Raw genomic sequence first — 18161 nt, forward strand, 5'->3', positions numbered from 1 at the left:
CCAACGCAGGCAAATGCCCCTCCGGTTGACGCTCCGGGCAAATCCCTGTCTGCTTGGCTCCAATCGAACCTGATTAAAGGAAATCCAATGGCCAGTTATGATGTCATCATTATCGGTTCCGGTCCCGGCGGCTATGTCGCGGCGATCCGCTGCGCGCAGCTGGGTCTGAAAACTGCCTGTGTCGAAGGACGCGAGACGCTGGGCGGCACCTGCCTGAATGTTGGCTGCATCCCGTCCAAGGCCTTGCTGCACGCCTCGCACATGCTGCACGAGGCCGAGCATAATTTTGCCGCGATGGGGCTCAAGGGCAAATCGCCCTCCGTCGATTGGAAACAAATGCAGGCCTACAAACAGGATACCATCGACGGCAATACGAAGGGCATCGAATTTCTGTTCAAAAAGAACAAGATTGACTGGATCAAGGGCTGGGCCTCCATCCCCGAGGCGGGCAAGGTCAAGGTCGGTGAAGATATCCATGAGGCCAAGAATATCATCATCGCCTCAGGCTCTGAACCTGCCAGCCTGAAGGGCGTCGAAGTGGACGAGGAAACGGTGGTCTCCTCCACTGGCGCGCTGAAACTGGACAAGATCCCCAAGAAAATGGTCGTGATCGGGGCCGGCGTGATCGGGCTGGAGATGGGCAGCATCTATGGGCGCCTTGGCGCCGAAGTGACGGTGATCGAATATCTGGACGCCATCACGCCGGGCATGGACAGCGAAGTGCAAAAGACGTTTCAGCGCATCCTGAAAAAACAGGGCCTGAAATTTGTCATGGGTGCCGCCGTGCAATCCTGCGAAGTCAAGAATGGCAAGGCGACGGTGAAATACACCCTGCGCAAAAAGGAAACCGAGGCCGAGATCGAGGCCGACACCGTGCTGCTGGCCACTGGCCGCCGTCCCTATACCGGTGGTCTGGGACTGGACAAAATCGGTGTGGAGCTCTCCGAGCGGGGCCAGATCAAGACCGGCGATGATTGGCAAACAAACGTCAAAGGCATTTACGCCATCGGCGACGCGATTGACGGCCCCATGCTGGCCCACAAGGCCGAGGACGAGGGTATGGCCTGCGCCGAAGTGCTGGCAGGCAACCACGGCCATGTCAATTATGGGCTTATCCCCGGCGTGATCTACACCCACCCCGAAGTTGCCAATGTCGGCGCGACCGAGGACGCGCTAAAGGAGGAGGGGCGCGACTACAAGGTGGGCAAGTTCAGCTTTATGGGCAATGGCCGGGCCAAGGCAAACTTTGCCGCGGACGGCTTTGTCAAAATTCTTGCGGACAAGGAAACTGACAGGATTCTGGGCTGTCATATCATCGGCCCGTCTGCCGGTGATCTGATCCACGAGGTGTGCGTCGCGATGGAGTTTGGCGCAGCCGCGCAGGATCTGGCGATGACCTGCCACGCCCATCCCACCTATTCCGAAGCGGTGCGCGAGGCTGCACTTGCCTGCGGTGACGGGGCCATCCACGCCTGACGGCGCGCCATATTCTTCGCGAAGAATATGGCTTTGGATTTTTTGCGAAAAATCTCTGCGCGCCGACCTGGAGGCGCGCAAAGAAACGCTTAGCGCAGTGCCTGCTGGTCGAATCCGGCTTCGCGCATCAGTGCATCCGACGCACCCTCGACCTCGCGCTCCAGCCGCGCCATGAACTCGGGCCGCGCCAAACCTGCCTTGATCGGCGGCAGGAATTCCACCACTGCGACACCCGGTTTGCGCATGATCCCCCGCTTGGGCCAGAACAGGCCCACATTGGTTGCCACCGGCACACAATCCTGCCCCAAATCGTTATAAAGCGCGCCAGTCCCTGCCTTGTAAGGGCGCTGCGCGCCGGGTGCGACGCGGGTGCCTTGGGGGTAAATGATCAGCTGGCCGGGCGCCTGCGCGCCCTTGGCGACGTCCTGCATCATTTTCCTGATCGCCGCGCTGCGCTTGCCGCGATTGACCGGGATGCAACCAATGCGCAGCGCGTATTGGCCAAGGATGGGCGTCCACATCAGTTCGCGCTTCATGATGAATTTACCCGCTGGAACGGCGCTGAATATCAGGATGATGTCAAAGAAAGACTGATGCTTGGCCGCGATAACGACTTCGCCGGTTGGCGGCATGCCGCGAACTTCGCTGCGCAGCCCCACCAGCCAGCGGGCGCTGAACCGCACCCAGCGGCAAAACGTCAGGCAAGCCGTGCGCGCGCCACGCGCGCTGAACAGGGCCCAGGGCAGAAATACGATGCCCATCACTGCCATCGCCAGATACATCTGCACAACGAATACCAGTGACCGGACCCATTGTACCGCCTGCATCATGGCATATCCTTCAATGTGCGCTGCGCCGCGGCGCGCGTGGCCAGAAATGCGACACCGCCCGAAAGCAGCGGAATGGTCAGCGGCCAGATCCAGTGCCAGCCCTGAAAGCCAAGTCCGGTCAGAAATCCGCCCCCCACTTCGGCGCGGGGTAGCAGCAGGACCGCAAGGCAGCCCAGTACCATCCCCACCGCCGCGCCGATCAGGCTGCGCAAAGTGAACCGGCGCACGAAGGCCTGCACGATATACCCGTCACGCGCGCCGACAAGACGCAGCACACCGATCACCTGCGCGTTGGCCGACAATGCCGCATTCGCGGCCAGCGTAATCATTGCTGCAACCGTGCCCGCGATCAACAGCAGCGACATCCACCCCAAAAGGCGCAGCCGCGATGCGGCGCGCACCAGCGGCTCGCGCCAGCGGGTATGGTCGTCCAGCACCGCGCCCGGCACCTCGGCAGCAAGGCGCAGGCGCAGCCCGGCGGAATCATATCCGCCGCCCTCCTCGATGATTTCAATCAGCTGAGGGATCGGCAGGCTTTCGATCGGCAGGTCAGGGCCGAACCACGGCTCCAGCAGGGCGCGCTGTTCGCCTGCGTCCAGCGCGCGGGCGGTGGCGATGCCCGGCGTGGTTTGCAGCACTTTCAGCGCGGCGTCCGTCTGGGCGACCATCTGCCCCTCGGGCGCGGAAATGCGCAAGGTCGAGCTGCGCGCCAGCGCATCCCCCCAGCGATCCGCCAGCCGCGCGGTGGCCAGCGACAGCGCCAGCGCGAACACCGCCAGAAACGCCATTGCCCCCGCCGCAAACAGCGTCAGCCATGCGGTATAGCCGGTGGGCGGCACCACGCGGTCCGCGCCTGCGTCACCTGCCAGAAAGCCGCGTAAAATATCCATATCCAGTTTCACAGATCCGCCCCCGCCAGTTGCAACCGCCGGTTGGAGATGCGCAAAACCCGCGCCTGCACCTGGGATTTCGCGGCCCGGATCAGGGCCAGATCATGCGTGGCGATCATGATGGTCTTGCCCATGCGGTTCAGTTCGACCAGCAGGCGCATCAGGCGCTGGGACATCTCCCAATCGACGTTTCCCGTCGGCTCGTCCGCAAGAATGACATCGGGCGACATGATCAGCGCGCGCGCCAGTGCGGCGCGCTGCCGCTCTCCGCCCGACAATTCGGGCGGCAGGGCGCCCGCGCGCTGGGTCAGTCCGACCCAGCCCATCAATTCGCGCAGGTTTGCATCCTCGGCCAGCATATCGCGGTTGGACACAAGCAAAGGCAGGGCGATGTTTTCGGCCACTGTCAGATGGTTCAGGAACTGGCAATCCTGATGCACCACGCCGATCCGGCGCCGCGCCAGCGCGATGTCATCTCGCGTCAGATCGCGCACATCGGCATCGAACAGGCGCACCTGACCTGCGGTAGGTATCAGCGCGCCGTAGAACAGTTTCAGCAGTGTGGTTTTGCCCGCACCCGACGGTCCGGTCAGAAAATGAAACGACCCCGGCGACAGCCGCAGCGTAATATCGCTCAGCAGCTCGCCCCCGCCATAGGAATAGGCCACATTTTCCAGATCTATCACCGGCCGCCCCTTATGCCTATCCGATCCCTAAATGCCCCACTGTCTGCTGCGTTGCAATCGGGGGGCGCAAATCCTTTGCTCTTTTCCGCCGGTCCGTTAAACCCTAGGATATCCGCAACAGGGACGAGCCCCGCCGCGAGGGGACAGTGAACAGGTGCGACTATGAGGCTGACTTGCCCGAATTGCGGGGCGCAATATGAGGTTCCGGCAGATGTGATCCCCGATGCGGGGCGCGATGTCCAATGCTCAAATTGCGGCGATACCTGGTTTCAAGCGCATCCCGACCGCTCCGTTCCCGCCGAGGCCAGCCCCACCGCGCCAGACGACTGGCAAGAGCCGGAGCCAGACCCTGCGCCGCCCACGGCGGCCCCTGCTCCCGATCCAGAGCCGGAGCCGGAGCCGGAGCCGGAAGAGCTTGGGGAGCCGGACACATCCGCCAAGCCGGAAACACCGGCACGCCCCATCCGGCGCGAGATCGATCCGGCTGTCGCCAGTGTGCTGCGCGAAGAAGCGGAGCGGGAAAAGCGCGCCCGCGCTGCGGCCCAAGCCGGCGGGCTGGAAATGCAGACCGATCTGGGCCTGCCGGAAACCCAAACCCGCGACCGGCGCAGTGGCAAGGAAGGCCCGCGCTCAGAGGGCTTGCATTCAGACCGCGCGCGCACAGACGACTTGCACGCAGATCACGCCCGCGCGGACGAGGCAAACGCGCCACGGGCGCGCAAGCAGCCGTCCTTCGACGACTATCAGACCGACCCGCAGGATGCGGATGACAGCCCCGCAGATGATCGGAACATCGACCCGATCTCACGCCGCAGCCTGTTTCCCGATATCGAAGAGATCAACTCGTCCCTCGCCCCCGGCGGCAAGGCCGGGCGCACTGATCCCGACGATGACAGCTACCGCGCGGCGCAGCCTGCCCGCCGAAGCGGGTTTCGCAGCGGGTTCCTGCTGGCAATCGCTGTCGCCGTCGCTGCGCTGCTGATCTATATGTTTGCGCCGCAACTGGCAGACATGGTGCCGGCGCTGCGTGATGTGCTGGCGGATTACGTGGTCTGGGTCGATGGCCTGCGCCAGTGGCTGGATGGCCAGATTGCCGGCCTGATGGCCTGGCTCGACGGCATGGCCTCTACCGCGCCCGCCGAGGGCGCGGCAGCGGAGTGACCCAGCCAAGGCCCAGCGGCAGCGCCCACAGCCCGGCGATGACGCCCGTGGTTCTGACACTGTTTTCGGCCATCCTCTGGGGCCTGTGGTGGATGCCAATCCGCTGGATCGAGGGTATGGGCCTGAGCGGTGCGCAGTCCAGCATTATCTGCAACGCGGGCGCCGCGCTGGCCATTGCCGCATATATCGCGATTGCCCGCGTGCGCCCGCGTGTCACCCTGCGCACCGTGATTGGCGCGGCCCTGATCGGCGCGGCATTTGCATCCTATTCGGTCGCTCTGACGCTGTCGGATGTGGTGCGCGTCATCTTGCTGTTCTACCTTGCCCCCGCTTGGGGCAAGATCATCGAATGGGCGTTTCTGGGCCACCGGTGGCGGGCGGTGTCCACCGTGACGCTGGCATTGTCCCTGCTGGGGGCGTGGCTGGTTCTGGGCGGCGATATGTCGCTGTCCAGCATCAATGCAGGCGACGCGCTGGCGCTGTTTTCAGGTCTCTCGTGGGCTGTTGGTGCGGCGCTGGTTTTCTCGGACGGGCGCGCGACCGCGTCGGCGCTGACGCTGGCAACGGCATTCTGGGCGATGCTGCTGTCGCTCGCCTTTGCATGGCTCACCGGTGAGGCGATGCCGACGGTCGCAAGCCTGCCCGCGATGGCGGCGTCACTGGCGCTCGGGGCCGTTTACCTGCTGCCGATCATTGCCATATCGCTCTGGGGTGCGCAGCGGTTGTCGCCGGCCTTGCTGAGCTTTCTGTTCACGCTTGAAATCGTGTCTGGCGTGGTGTCCGGCGTGCTCCTGCTGGACGAGCCGTTCGGCCTGTGGCGCCTGTCGGGCGGTATCCTGATCGTCGGCGCCGCCCTGATCGAGGCGTTCGCGGCGCTGCGCAAACCCACGATTGCGCCGCCCGTCGCACCGCCCATGGCGATCCCGTCAGAACCGGTCCAATAGGCGGCGCAGGTAGTCACGCTCGACCTCCGGGCGCGCACCCTCGCCCGAGCGGCGGCGCAATTCATCCAGCAATTCGCGCGCCCGGCGATAAACATCCTCGCCCTGTAGCAGATCGCCTTCGGTCCCCACACTGTTACCGTCGCCCGTGCGGCGCCCCAGGGGATCGGGTTGCTGCCCGCCGGGCGTATTGCCGGCCTGTCCCTGTCCGCCCTGCTGGCGGCCCTCCTGCTCGGCCATCGCGCGGCCCAGATCGCGCATCCCGTCGCGCAGCGCATCCATCGCGTCGGCTTGCCGGTCCAGCGCGGCTGCCATGTCGCCATCGCGCAGCGCCTGTTCGGCGCCGCCCATCGCCTCGCCTGCACGGTCCAGCGCCTCGCGCGCGCTGTCTGCGGCCGCGCCGCTGCCGGGCAATGTGCCGCGCTGGCGCTCCAGCTCGTCGCGCAGCGCCTGCTGGCGGTCGGCCAGTGATCCCGGCGCGGTTCCGTCGCCCGGCTGGTCGCCGTTGCGGCCCTGCCCCGCGCCCTCCTCGTCCTCCTCACCGGGGGCGCGGCCACCCTCGGCACCGGGATTGTTGCCAGCGCCGGCGCCGGGGTTGAACTGCTCCTGCAAGTCACGAAACGCCTGATCCGACAGCCCCTGCTGCTGGCGCAGGGTATCGGCCAGCCCTTCCATCGCCTGCCCGCCGGGGCTGCCTTCGCCCTCGCCGCCTTGTCCTTCGGTGATGCGCAGGTTTTCCATCATTTCCTGAAACTGGCGCATCGCCTCTTCGGCTTCGGCCATGCGGCCCTGACGCATCAGATCCTCGATCCGGTCCATCATGTCCTGCAAATCCTGCTGGCGCAGCGTGGTCATGTCCTGATCGCCTGCATCCGGCTGATCGGCGCCGCGCTCACGCTGGGCCTGCCGGGTTTTCTGGCGCAGGTAATCATCTGTTGCATCGCGCAGCTCTTGCATGAGGCGCGCGATTTCCTCCTCGCTGGCGCCATTGCGCATCGCCTCGCTCAGGCGTTCCTGCGCCTCGCGCATCCGCTCCAGCGCGTCGCCGATGTCACCATCCTCCAGCGCCACGGCCAGATCCCACAGCGCCTGTGCCAGCGCGTCACGTGCCTCGGCGGGGATGCTGCCATCTGTCGTCGCCGCCTCAAGTCTCCGCAGGATCGTGCGCAGCTTCAGATAATCGGCCTTATCACGAAACAGCGTGTCGCCCGGCTGGTAGGTGATCGCCCGCAGCACCTGCGCCACGCGGGGCGCGTTTGCCGCGTTCCACAGCAGGTCGCGCCGCTGCTCGATCACGGCAGCCGCCATCGGATCGAAAAAGCGCCGCGCCGGCAGGGCCATCGCCAAGGGCGCGCTGGTCCCGGTCTGATCGGCCGCATCACGCACCTCAAGCGTCACTGTCACAGGCAGATGCGCCCAAGCATGCTGCGACAGGTTATCAACCAGAACTTCGCTGAAATCTGTGCGGCTCCCGGTGATCGGCATCGGCAGATCCAGCACGATGGGATCGCGCGGCTCTGGTTCCGGGGCCAGCCCATACCGGCGATCCACATCCTCCAGTGCCAGCCGGAAGGTGGCGGTGCCGCCCGTCACGCCATAATCATCCTGCGCGGTGAATGGCTGGCTCATCTGCCCGTCAAAGGTGGTCTTGGCGCCCTCTTCGGTCAGCGCGGCGGTGGGCGCGGTATCGGGTATTACCGCAACGTTCCATTCGCGCCCGCCCGCGCCGTCAATCTCAAGCGTGCCGTTCTGCACCACGTCAAAGCTGTGCTCGGTATCGGTCGCAGCGCCAATTCCTTCGGTCCGGGCCGATACCGTCTCGGCCAATGCCAACGCGCCGACCTCGCCATAAAATCGCAGGGTCACGCGGCTGCCCATCGGTATTTTCAGGGTTTTGCCCTGCTGATCGGCCAGATAAAGACTGGGCAGACCGGTATAGGCCGGCGGCTCGATCCAGCCCTCCCAGGTGGGTCCGCCAACCGGCGCGGCGCCGCCCTGCGCCATTTGCACCGCAGACGTCATGCGCCAAACGGACCCGAACATCAGCGCCACGATCAGCCCCAGCAACGCGATATAGCGCAGCCCGAAGGGATCCAGCCGCGATATGCGCAGATCGGGACGCGGCGCGCGGGCGGCGCTGGCCGCCTGCTCCATCCGGCGGCGATGCGCCTGCCACAAGGCTTCGGATGCGGCGTCCCCGCGCCCGATCGCCTGCGCATCGCCCAGCGCCTGCAAGGGCCGACCCGGCAGCGCCGCATCCAGCCGCGCCAATGCCTCGCCCCGGCCAGGCCAGCGGAACCGTGCCAATCCGACCACCAGCAGCGCGGCGGCGCCCAGCGCGGCGGCCATCAAAAGGCCGGTCGCAATTTCGAACCGAATGCTGTCGTGCAGCCCCAGCATCAGCGCCGCCGCCACAGCCGCCAGCAACGTCCACAGGGGCCAGAATGCGCGCACCAGCCGTTCGGCCAACAGCCCCGCCCATGTCAGGGACAGCGGCAGCCGCAGCCGCGCCATCACCGGGCCTGTCAGGTTCGAACGCTGGGCCATGCACCTCTCCGGAAACCGGCCCCGCCGCGCGCTAGAGCCATGCTGGGATGGTATCGCGATTTATGATTTCGTCAAAGGTCGGCCTTGCCCGGATCACGGCAAACTCCTGCCCATTGACCAGAACCTCGGGGATCAGCGGGCGGGTGTTATACTCGCTCGCCATCACCGCGCCATAGGCGCCGGCACTGCGAAACGCGACCAGGTCACCGGCGTTCAACTCCGGCATCATGCGCTGGCGTGCAAAGGTATCGCCGCTTTCGCAAACCGGGCCGACGATGTCATAGGGGCGCTGCTCCGCGCCCGGCACCGGCTCGACCACTGGGATGATATCGTGCCAAGCGTCATACATGGCAGGGCGGATCAGATCGTTCATCGCCCCGTCAAGGATCAGAAAATCGCGCCCCTCGCCGGATTTGACATAGATGACCTCGCTCACCATCAGCCCGGCATTGCCGGCAATCAGGCGCCCCGGCTCAATCTCGATCTCGCAGCCCAGATGGCTCAGCGTTTCCTTGATCATCGCGCCATATTGGCTGGGAAGTGGCGGTGCCTCGTTGCCGCGCGTGTACGGAATACCCAGACCGCCGCCCAGATCCAGCCGCCGGATATCATGGCCGTCCGCGCGCAGGATTTCGGTCAGCTCGGCAACCTTTTGATAAGCCAGCCGGAACGGCTCCAGATCGGTCAACTGGCTGCCGATATGCACATCGATGCCAATCACCTCCAGCCCCGGCAGGCGCGCGGCATGGGCGTAAACCTCGCGCGCGCGGGAAATCGGAATGCCGAACTTGTTCTCGGATTTTCCCGTGGCGATCTTGGCATGCGTCTTGGCGTCCACGTCGGGATTGACCCGCACCGTAATCGGTGCGCGCACCCCCAGATCGACAGCCACGGCGCTCAGCACCTCCATCTCAGGCTCGCTCTCGACATTGAATTGCCGGATGCCGCCCTCCAGCGCCAGCCGCATTTCATCGCGGGTCTTGCCCACACCGGAAAACACGATCTTGTCGCCCGGCACGCCGGCGGCCTTGGCGCGCAGATATTCGCCGCCCGACACCACATCCATCCCGGCCCCGAGCCGCGCCAACGTCTTGAGAATGGCAATGTTGCTGGCCGCCTTCATGGCATAGCAGACCAGATGATCCATCCCAGCCAGCGCATCGTTGAACAGATGGTAATGCCGTTCCAGCGTGGCGGTGGAATAGACATAGAACGGCGTGCCTACAGCGGCCGCAATCTCGGCCACCGGCACATCCTCGGCGTGCAAAACGCCATTCTTGTACAGAAAATGATCCACGCTAAACGTCCTTACCCGACCTCAAGTTTTTTCTTGGTCAAAATACCCAAATTCCGCCCTCACCCCTCGCGCAGGCGCAAGTACCCTCACCCCTCGCGCAGGCGCAAGTAAAGGTAAAGCGGCAATCCACAACTGACTCCGATGCAGAAGGTCGCCGGAATGGCGATCAGACGCAGCCAATCCCGGCTTCGCACCACCTCGGCCAGCACCCAGACGGTCAGTGCGGCGGCGGCAATGGTCAGATCCCAGACCAGCCCGCTCGTGGCCGCATTGGCGTGCCAGGCTGTGACCATCCCGGCCAGATCAAAGCCGTTTTCAGCAAACCAACGCAGGAAATAGCTCATCGGATGGATCGTGCCCCAGACAGCAAGCGCCAGATAAACGTATCTCACAGGGTTGCCGCCGTGTGCATGCTGGCAGTGCCGGTGATCCAGTCACCGGTGTCAGGCTTGACCGTGGCCTTTCGGCCGCCGGGGGCGCGGTCGGCTTCAACCGGTCTGACCGGCGCGCCATCGACGCCGCAGGCTCCGGTTGCGATCAGGGCGGCAAATGCCAGGGCGAACCTCATCCCAAAACCTCCTGCCAGCGCGCCACTTGCGCGCGCACATTTTCCGGCGCGGTGCCGCCATAGCTGACGCGGCTGGCGACGGAATTATGAACGCCCAGCACGTCGAACACATCCTGCGTGATCGCCCCGTGCACGCCCTGCATATCCTCCAGCGTCAGGTCCGGCAGATCGCAGCCCTGTCGCTCGGCCAATGCCACCAGCGTGCCGGTCACATGATGCGCGTCGCGAAACGGCATGCCCAGAACCCGCACCAGCCAGTCGGCCAGATCGGTTGCGGTGGAAAATCCGGTCGCGGCGGCAGCCTCCAGAACGTCGCGGTTTGCGCTCATATCGCGCACCATGCCTTCCATCGCGGCCAGCGCCAACATCAGGTTATCGGCGGCGTCGAACACCTGTTCCTTGTCTTCCTGCATGTCCTTGGAATAGGCCAGCGGCAGCCCCTTCATCACCATCATCAGCGCCACATTGGCGCCAAAGATGCGGCCAATCTTGGCGCGGATCAGCTCGGCGGCGTCGGGGTTCTTCTTCTGCGGCATGATGCTGCTGCCGGTCGAAAACCGGTCGCTCAGCGACACAAACCGAAACTGCGCCGACGACCAGATCACCAGCTCTTCGGCCATGCGGCTCAGATGCATGGCACAGATGCTGGCCGCGCCCAGAAACTCCAGCGCGAAATCGCGGTCACTGACCGCATCGAGCGAATTGGCGGTCGGCCGGTCAAACCCCAGAGCCTGCGCCGTCATGTCCCGGTCGATTGGGAAGGACGTGCCGGCCAGCGCGGCGGATCCCAGCGGGCATTCGTTCATGCGCGCGCGGGCGTCGCGGATACGGGACAGGTCGCGCCCGAACATCTCGACATAGGCCATCATGTGATGGCCCCATGTCACCGGCTGCGCCACCTGAAGATGGGTGAAACCGGGCATCACCCAATCGGCGCCCGCGTCCGCCTGTGCGACCAAAGCGCGCATGAGCGCCACCAACGCGCCCTCGATCGCGTCCAGCTGGTCACGCACCCACAGCTTGAAATCGGTCGCGACCTGATCATTGCGCGACCGGCCTGTGTGCAAACGGCCCGCCGGCGCGCCAATAACCTCTTTCAGACGCGCCTCCACGTTCATGTGGATGTCCTCAAGCGCCGCGGAAAACGCAAAGTTGCCGCCCTCGATTTCGGCCAGAACGCTGTCCAGCCCTTCCTTCATGGCGCTGGCGTCGCTATCTGTAATGATGCCCGTTGCCGCCAGCATGGCGGCGTGGGCCTTCGATCCGGCGATGTCCTGTGCCGCCATCCGCTTGTCGTACCCGATTGAGGCATTTATCGCCTCCATGATCGCATCGGGTCCGGCGGCGAAACGGCCGCCCCACATCTGGTTCGAAGTCTTGTCTGCCATGCCCTGCCCCTTTGGAGGAAATATGCGCCTGTCACGTTCCACCCTGCTTTATCCCGCCCTCGCCCTCGGTGCAATCGCAGTGGGGCTGGCTGTTACCTTCAGCAGCGGCGACGGCGCGCACGCCGACACACCTGCGCGCGACTATTCCGCGCTGGCCGCCGGGCTGGACGGCGACATGAAAAAGCTCAGCTTTCACAGCGCCCCAAAGGACGCCTCGGGCGAATCCTTCACCACCGAGGATGGCGGCACCGCCACTCTGGCCGATTATCAGGGCAAATACGTGCTGCTGAATTTCTGGGCGACATGGTGCGCACCCTGCCGCAAGGAAATGCCGATGCTGTCCGAATTGCAGACCGAATTCGGCGGCGACGATTTCGAAGTGCTGACGCTGGCCACGGGCCGCAACGCGGTGCCCGCCATCGAAGGCTTCTTCGAGGAAATCGGTGTGACAAATCTGCCCGCCCACCGCGACCCAAAGCAAAAGATCGCGCGGGAAATGGGCGTTCTGGGCCTGCCGATCACCGTCATCCTTGACCGCGACGGGCGCGAGGTGGCCCGCATGCAAGGCGACGCACATTGGAGCAGCGACAGCGCCAAGGCACTGATCGCGGGGCTCGTCGCACCGGTCGACTAAGGCGCCAAGATTTTTCGCGAAAAATCTCTGCCCCATTGCGGGCGGGGCGCGCCAGAGGCTAGAACCGCTGTGCAGTTGCACAGCGGAGACCCTTCATGCCCGTTATCACAAACATTCAGGACCTGCATCGCATCTACCGCCGCCGGGTGCCGCGCATGTTCTACGATTACACCGAATCGGGCAGCTGGACCGAACAGACCTTTCGCGCCAACAGCAGTGATTTCAACGATATCCTGCTGCGCCAGCGCGTCGCCATCGACATGGCCGGAGGCTCGACCGCGAGCCAGATGATCGGGCAGGATGTGGCGATGCCTGTGGCGCTGGCCCCGGTCGGCCTGACCGGCATGCAATGCGCCGACGGCGAAATAAAAGCCGCCCGCGCCGCTGCCAAGTTCGGCGTGCCCTACACGCTGTCCACCATGTCCATCTGCTCGATCGAGGATGTGGCAGAGAACACGGACAGGCCGTTCTGGCTTCAGGTCTATACGCTGAAAGACGACGATTTCATGCAGCGCCTGTTTGACCGGGCCAAGGCGGCCAAATGTTCGGCTGCGGTGATTACCGTCGATCTGCAAATGCTGGGCCAGCGGCACAAGGATATCAAGAACGGCCTGTCCGCGCCGCCCAAACTGACCGCGCGCAGCATCGCCAACATGGCGACCAAGGCACAATGGGGACTTGGCATGCTGGGCACCAAGCGGCGGTTTTTCGGCAACATCGTAGGGCACGTGAAGGACGTCAAAGACCCCCGCGATCTGGCCGCATGGACTGCCGAAGCCTTCGATATTTCGCTGGACTGGGACCGTATCCGGCAGTTTCGCCGCATGTGGGACGGCCCGCTGATCATCAAGGGCATCATTGATCCGCGCGACGCAGTTGAGGCGCTGAATGTGGGCGCGGATGCGATCATCGTCAGCAACCATGGCGGCCGGCAGCTGGACGGTGCGCTATCTTCCATCCGCGCCCTGCCCGCGATCATGGACGCGGTCGGCGACCGGATCGAGGTACATCTGGACAGCGGCATAAGGTCAGGTCAGGACGTGCTGAAAGCCGTGGCGATGGGCGCCACCGGCACCTATATCGGCCGCGCCTACATCTACGGGCTGGGCGCCATGGGCGAGGCCGGCGTCACCCGCGCGCTGGAGGTTATCCACAAGGAGCTGGACGTCTCGATGGCGCTGTGCGGCCGCCGCGACATTCGCGGCGTGGATCGCGATATCCTAATGATTCCCAAGGATTTTTCGGACCGCTGGCAATAGGATCGTACGGTGGCGCATCCAATGATCGCGCCGCCGTACCACGCGTGTGCGGCGTACTTACTCGAAGGTAAACTCTCCGATGGTACACACGTCGACACCCTCTTGGGTCAGGGTATCGCCGTCCTCGAACTTGACCAGAAAATCGAACAGGCAGTGCCCTGTACCGTCGTCAAAATCAATCGTGACAGACGCATTATGCGGCAGCACGTCTTCGCCAAGGATATCCTCTTCCCAGCTATTGGTGGCTTTGTTCGATCCATAAAATTCGGTGATAGCGTAGCCGGTTTTGTTGATGATCTCGACCTTGTAATCTGCCGCGGCAGCTGGCGACGCGAAAGCAGCGCACAATGCGGCGACTGCCGCAGTTCTGGTCAATGTATTAAGCATGATGGTAGCTCCATAAGTTTACTTGCGGATTGATCTGCGACGTCCTTTGCGAGAGCGATGTGCGCCTCTGCGAGTACTTTGTGAATTTTTTGATCAAATGCAATAACCTGAGTTAACCAACTCAGGTATTCAGCAAACCTGTCCCGGCCTGAGTATGATTTTCACGCTGACCTGCCACCGGATTTTTCCTCCATTTGGAATTAGAGTTCGCCTCAATGAAGGGACGGACCATGAAGCGACCGAGATATACAGAGGAACAGATCATCGACATTCTGGCCGGGCATGATGAATCGCCCCGGTTTTGTTTGAGGCCATCAACTTAATCAAGGATGATGGTTATGATAAAAAGCAAAATGGCAAATCGTTACTCACCTGAGGTCCGCGCGCGTGCCGTCCAAATGGTGTTCGAGCAGCAGGGCTCAGGGCCCGGTCATCGCCGAGCTGTCCATCAGACGCATCGCGCAGCTTTATGAGGTCGCAAGAGGGGCGCGAGTGTCGGAGCCTCGTCGAGTGGAAGAAGGAGTCGGCGCTTAAAAGCCTCCCAGAGGCTCTCACCCTAATGAGGATCGCGGACGATTGCGAACCAGTCTTCGCTTCAGGCAATCGTCGGCCTGCCACTTAGCCCCCATGACCTTAGTCGTTCGCGACGCTTGTCTTCCTTCACCCGCACGAAGGATTTGATATCGGACGTCGTGGCGTGGCCGGACGTCGATGTGAAGTGCGTTCAACATGCCAAGACCCTTGGTTCGTTTTTCAGCCCGCAGAAATCCGTCAAAATAAAGTCGATGATGCGGGCACTCGCCTTTGATCGCTGAGCGGTCTGGGAACGCCAGCAAGTCAGGCTTGACTGCGTTGCGTGCACGCTTTCAGGGCACCTTCCCTGAAAGAGAAATTGACTAAATCCTGCCCAAACCCGGTGCCATTCTGTGCCTCGCAGTGCCATTTGAGCACGTTTTTGGGCGCGGGGAGGTTTTTTCAATTAATCCCAATTTGGCCTTGTATTCCCCATGTTTGCTTGGCTATACGCGTCGGTGGAGACGTGGCCGAGTGGTCGAAGGCGCTCCCCTGCTAAGGGAGTAGGCCCGGAAGGGTCTCGTGGGTTCGAATCCCATCGTCTCCGCCAAACACCATTGAAACTAAACAATAATTACCGCGCACTCACTGCTTACCCGCCAACCTACCCGTCAAGCAGAAAGCTCTTGGACCCAACGCATTACGACGAGTTATGCTAAAGATCACGCCTATGTCGCCAACTGTTGATTTTCGTGTCGAATTGACCCATTTTTCCATTTGGCGCTGACCCGTTTGAAACATGATAATCCCATGAAAAGTTGGCGGAATTTTTGATACCAGCGCGTCACGGCGCTTCGGAAAACTGGCTCAATTTCTAGCAAATTCAACAGTGTCTATTTTCTGCGGCAGCAAAACGGTGTTTTTCAACAAAATGGGCGGAAACCGGTCTTTCGCTGCGGTTGCGCGGGCTCGGGGGCGGTCTCGAGAAAGCTGCCGTTCATTTGGTGATCGAAATCAAGAATGCTGCGCTTGGCCTAAAGGTTGCAGAGAGCCCGAACGCACCGGTACTGCTCTCACGAATGGCCACTCCACTAAGCGTCGTAGAAGCGAACTCGTAATTCCGACCCTTAGCTATCCTTTGTCTGCCAGTGGTAATGCTGCGGTGCTGCGCCCCAATTCTAAAAGTCCCCACCCTGAAGAGATCATGCATTGACGAGACTTAGTTGTTTTCCTTCTTTCTGAAAGATGTGTCGCTTGACAGCAACTCGTTCGCGTGTAGGTTGTTGACAGCCTTCGGGCAGATTTTGTCATCATGTTCATTGTGATGGTTGGCCGCAACGCTGGTCAGATTTGCTCTTCGAGTTCCTTTGCAGTTTTACGGATTGTAGAAATCCTTGCCTGCGTAAGAGTGCCCGAAGGCTATTTTTTGGAGGTGGAATTGGTTAACAAGCTCGTACAGCTCCAAGCGACTAAGTCCCGATCAGATTTAGCGCGGCTTATAGGGGTTAAGCCGAAACATCTAAGTTTCACACTCTATAAAATCCCCGAAAATTCAAGATATACGCAGTTTACAATACCGAAGGCGTCAGGTGGGACGAGAGATATTCATGCGCCAAATTCGCATTTGAAGGCAATCCAGTCGCGAACGTCAGGGCTACTGTATGAATGCTACCATATCATTTATCCAAAAAATGATATCGCCAACCTTGAATTATCACACGCGTTTCAAAAGAACCGTGGTCTATCAATTGCGTCAAATGGGTCAAAGCACCGGAACAAGCGGTTCGTATTCAATATGGACCTGAAGGATTTCTTTGGTTCCTTCAACTTTGGTCGTGTTCGAGGCTTCCTTCTATCCAACAACCAGTTTGGCCTAAATGCAGAGGTTGCGACAACTGTTGCTCAAATCTGTTGCCACGAAAACAAATTACCCCAAGGTGCGCCTACTTCCCCAATAGTTACGGAGTTTATTACAAGAATACTTGATATTCGGCTGTCGAAAATTGCAAAGCGCAATGGGTGTACCTATTCACGGTATGCAGATGATCTAACATTTTCGACCAACAAGCGCGAATTTCCTGTCGAAGTTGCTTTCCTTGGCCTCGATGGTCAGTGGACTGCGGGAAGTGCCATTGCTAACAAAATCCACACCAGCGGGTTCGAAATTAACCCAAATAAATACCGCATGCAGTTTGCTGATAGCAGACAGGAAACGACTGGTTTGGTCGTTAACAAGAAGGTTAACGTTTCGAAAAATTATACTAAGCAAGTCCGATATATGGCGCATTCTCTTTTCCAAAAGGGTGAATGCTTCATTCAAGAACCTCAGACGAAATTGCCGATAATGGTTAGCAACCATGTACTTGGAGGAAAGTTAGCGCACCAATTTCATATCAAGTCCCAAGAATACCTTGACTCCAAAGGAAAAGCTTTCCCCGTTGCAAGATTTGAGAAAGAAGGAAAAAAGGCACCTGCATATTATCGCAAGTACGCAGACTTTATCTATTTTCAGAATTTCTTCCACAGCAGCAAGCCAACCATTCTTTGTGAAGGTGTGACTGACAATATTTACATTAAATGTGCCATAAAATCTTTGTATAGCAAAGTGCCAAGTCTTGGGTACGCGTCTAAGGCCGCGTCAAAGATTCAGCTTTTATGCGGCTTTTACAACTATTCTCCTACAGCCCAAGCAGTAACTAAGCTAACCGGCGGAGCTAACCCCCTCAAAACCTTTATTGAGACTTATGGAATCACATTCGCACGCTTCAAAGCCGCAAGCATCGAAGTGCCGGTGATTGTTGTGGTTGACAACGACGCAGCGAATAACGGCTTGTGGAAGATGCTTCAGGAGAAGTTTGGCATTGCAGGAGCAGATGGTAGTCATGACTTCTACCACGTTACGAAGAACCTCTACGTTGTGCCCATTCCGAAAATTGGCGGAGCCGACACGTTCATCGAGCATTTGTTTGATGCAAAAACTCTTGCGTCACAGCTCAAGGGCAAGTCCTTTGACTTTGGCCAGAAAGGAAAGAAGATTGCGCCGAACAAGTATGGTAAAATGGCATTCGCAAAGGATGTCGTGCGTAAGAAACGGGCAAGTATAGACTTTTCTGGTTTTTTACCGGTATTGGTCAACGTTGAAAAAGCGCTGTCGGAACACAAGAAAATGCTCTCTACGCAGAAAGCCACAAGTTAAATTACCTTGGGCTTCGGCAAAAATCTATATTTACCCAAATACACTCTTCAATCAGTGAACCTCCAGATTCCACGATAGTTTTTTGCACGTGGATATTCATGCCACCCAATGTTGAATGCGTTGTCGTGCTTGAAAAAAGTCGGGTGATCATAAGGTAAGCGGTCATTTTCGTCGAGTTGGTCAAGGTCAATTTTGTCCACAGTGAGTGAATTCTCCAATCACGGAATATTGCTCTTGCAGCGAATGTCTGGAATGACAGATCGTAAGGCTTCGGCGGGGGCCGTCTGACTTCGGCTACGATCCGATGATAAGTCCGGCCTTATGTCCGATTTCATTTACCGCCCTCAAATCGAAGTTCTCTCTACGGCCGATGGCATTCGCCGTCGGC

15 protein-coding genes and 1 tRNA gene are annotated in these 18161 nt (G+C 60.6%); 7 read left to right on the top strand and 9 right to left on the bottom strand.

The window, feature by feature from the left end; all coding sequences use genetic code 11:
- Positions 1–87: 87 nt before the first annotated feature.
- Positions 88–1476: a dihydrolipoyl dehydrogenase gene (gene lpdA / locus DQ230_RS14000; protein WP_113913230.1), complete on the top strand. Its 1389-nt coding sequence runs from the start codon at positions 88–90 to the stop codon at positions 1474–1476.
- Between the two features lie 89 nt (positions 1477–1565).
- Here the strand turns inward: lpdA and DQ230_RS14005 are convergent, their stop codons facing one another.
- Genes DQ230_RS14005 through DQ230_RS14015 form a run of 3 tightly spaced genes read right to left on the bottom strand, consistent with a single transcriptional unit; the run spans position 1566 to position 3882 of the window.
- Positions 1566–2306 carry a lysophospholipid acyltransferase family protein gene (locus tag DQ230_RS14005; protein WP_113913231.1) on the bottom strand — a complete coding sequence of 247 codons (741 nt, stop codon included), beginning with the start codon at positions 2304–2306 and terminating at the stop codon, positions 1566–1568.
- The gene (locus tag DQ230_RS14010) at positions 2303–3196 is read right to left on the bottom strand and encodes a cell division protein FtsX (RefSeq protein ID WP_113913250.1); all 894 of its coding nucleotides are present in this window, start codon (positions 3194–3196) and stop codon (positions 2303–2305) included. The genes DQ230_RS14005 and DQ230_RS14010 overlap by 4 nt, the downstream gene beginning before the upstream one ends.
- Positions 3197–3204: 8 nt before the next feature.
- On the bottom strand, positions 3205–3882 hold the full coding sequence (locus DQ230_RS14015; protein ID WP_113913232.1) for a cell division ATP-binding protein FtsE: 678 nt from the start codon (positions 3880–3882) through the stop codon (positions 3205–3207).
- Between the two features lie 162 nt (positions 3883–4044).
- Between DQ230_RS14015 and DQ230_RS14020 the strand changes: the two genes are divergently transcribed.
- Positions 4045–5043: a zinc-ribbon domain-containing protein gene (locus DQ230_RS14020; protein ID WP_113913233.1), complete on the top strand. Its 999-nt coding sequence runs from the start codon at positions 4045–4047 to the stop codon at positions 5041–5043.
- Positions 5040–5987 (top strand): DMT family transporter, encoded by a 948-nt coding sequence (locus tag DQ230_RS14025; protein WP_162497450.1) that lies wholly within the window; start codon positions 5040–5042, stop codon positions 5985–5987. Before DQ230_RS14020 ends, DQ230_RS14025 begins: the two co-directional genes overlap by 4 nt.
- Here DQ230_RS14025 and DQ230_RS14030 read toward each other — a convergent pair.
- The 5 genes from DQ230_RS14030 to argH all read right to left on the bottom strand — a co-directional run bounded on the left by DQ230_RS14030 (position 5970) and on the right by argH (position 11784).
- Positions 5970–8531 carry a TIGR02302 family protein gene (locus tag DQ230_RS14030; protein WP_113913235.1) on the bottom strand — a complete coding sequence of 854 codons (2562 nt, stop codon included), beginning with the start codon at positions 8529–8531 and terminating at the stop codon, positions 5970–5972. The genes DQ230_RS14025 and DQ230_RS14030 overlap by 18 nt on opposite strands.
- 31 nt (positions 8532–8562) lie before the next feature.
- The gene (gene lysA / locus DQ230_RS14035; RefSeq protein ID WP_113913236.1) at positions 8563–9828 is read right to left on the bottom strand and encodes a diaminopimelate decarboxylase; all 1266 of its coding nucleotides are present in this window, start codon (positions 9826–9828) and stop codon (positions 8563–8565) included.
- Positions 9829–9914: 86 nt separating this feature from the next.
- Positions 9915–10220, bottom strand: a complete 306-nt coding sequence (locus tag DQ230_RS14040; RefSeq protein ID WP_113913237.1) for a DUF2834 domain-containing protein — start codon at positions 10218–10220, stop codon at positions 9915–9917.
- The gene (locus tag DQ230_RS14045) at positions 10217–10396 is read right to left on the bottom strand and encodes a hypothetical protein (RefSeq protein ID WP_113913238.1); all 180 of its coding nucleotides are present in this window, start codon (positions 10394–10396) and stop codon (positions 10217–10219) included. The genes DQ230_RS14040 and DQ230_RS14045 overlap by 4 nt, the downstream gene beginning before the upstream one ends.
- Positions 10393–11784 (bottom strand): argininosuccinate lyase, encoded by a 1392-nt coding sequence (gene argH, locus DQ230_RS14050; RefSeq protein ID WP_113913239.1) that lies wholly within the window; start codon positions 11782–11784, stop codon positions 10393–10395. The genes DQ230_RS14045 and argH overlap by 4 nt, the downstream gene beginning before the upstream one ends.
- A gap of 22 nt (positions 11785–11806) precedes the next feature.
- Here argH and DQ230_RS14055 point away from each other — a divergent pair, with 22 nt between their 5' ends.
- Together DQ230_RS14055 and DQ230_RS14060 are read left to right on the top strand one after the other, a co-directional pair.
- Positions 11807–12418: a TlpA disulfide reductase family protein gene (locus tag DQ230_RS14055; protein WP_113913240.1), complete on the top strand. Its 612-nt coding sequence runs from the start codon at positions 11807–11809 to the stop codon at positions 12416–12418.
- 95 nt (positions 12419–12513) lie between these two features.
- On the top strand, positions 12514–13677 hold the full coding sequence (locus tag DQ230_RS14060; RefSeq protein WP_113913241.1) for an alpha-hydroxy acid oxidase: 1164 nt from the start codon (positions 12514–12516) through the stop codon (positions 13675–13677).
- A 57-nt stretch (positions 13678–13734) separates the two neighbouring features.
- Here DQ230_RS14060 and DQ230_RS14065 read toward each other — a convergent pair whose 3' ends face one another.
- Positions 13735–14064 carry a hypothetical protein gene (locus DQ230_RS14065; RefSeq protein WP_113913242.1) on the bottom strand — a complete coding sequence of 110 codons (330 nt, stop codon included), beginning with the start codon at positions 14062–14064 and terminating at the stop codon, positions 13735–13737.
- Between the two features lie 1033 nt (positions 14065–15097).
- Between DQ230_RS14065 and DQ230_RS14070 the strand changes: the two genes are divergently transcribed.
- Together DQ230_RS14070 and DQ230_RS14075 are read left to right on the top strand one after the other, a co-directional pair.
- Positions 15098–15187: transfer RNA gene (locus DQ230_RS14070), tRNA-Ser, on the top strand.
- A 702-nt stretch (positions 15188–15889) separates the two neighbouring features.
- Entirely contained in the window at positions 15890–17773 is a 1884-nt protein-coding gene (locus DQ230_RS14075; RefSeq protein ID WP_113913243.1) for a retron Ec67 family RNA-directed DNA polymerase/endonuclease, read from the top strand.
- Positions 17774–18161: the final 388 nt, after the last annotated feature.

The organism is Roseovarius dicentrarchi (assembly GCF_003316635.1).
GTDB classification, from domain to species: Bacteria; Pseudomonadota; Alphaproteobacteria; order Rhodobacterales; family Rhodobacteraceae; genus Roseovarius; species Roseovarius dicentrarchi.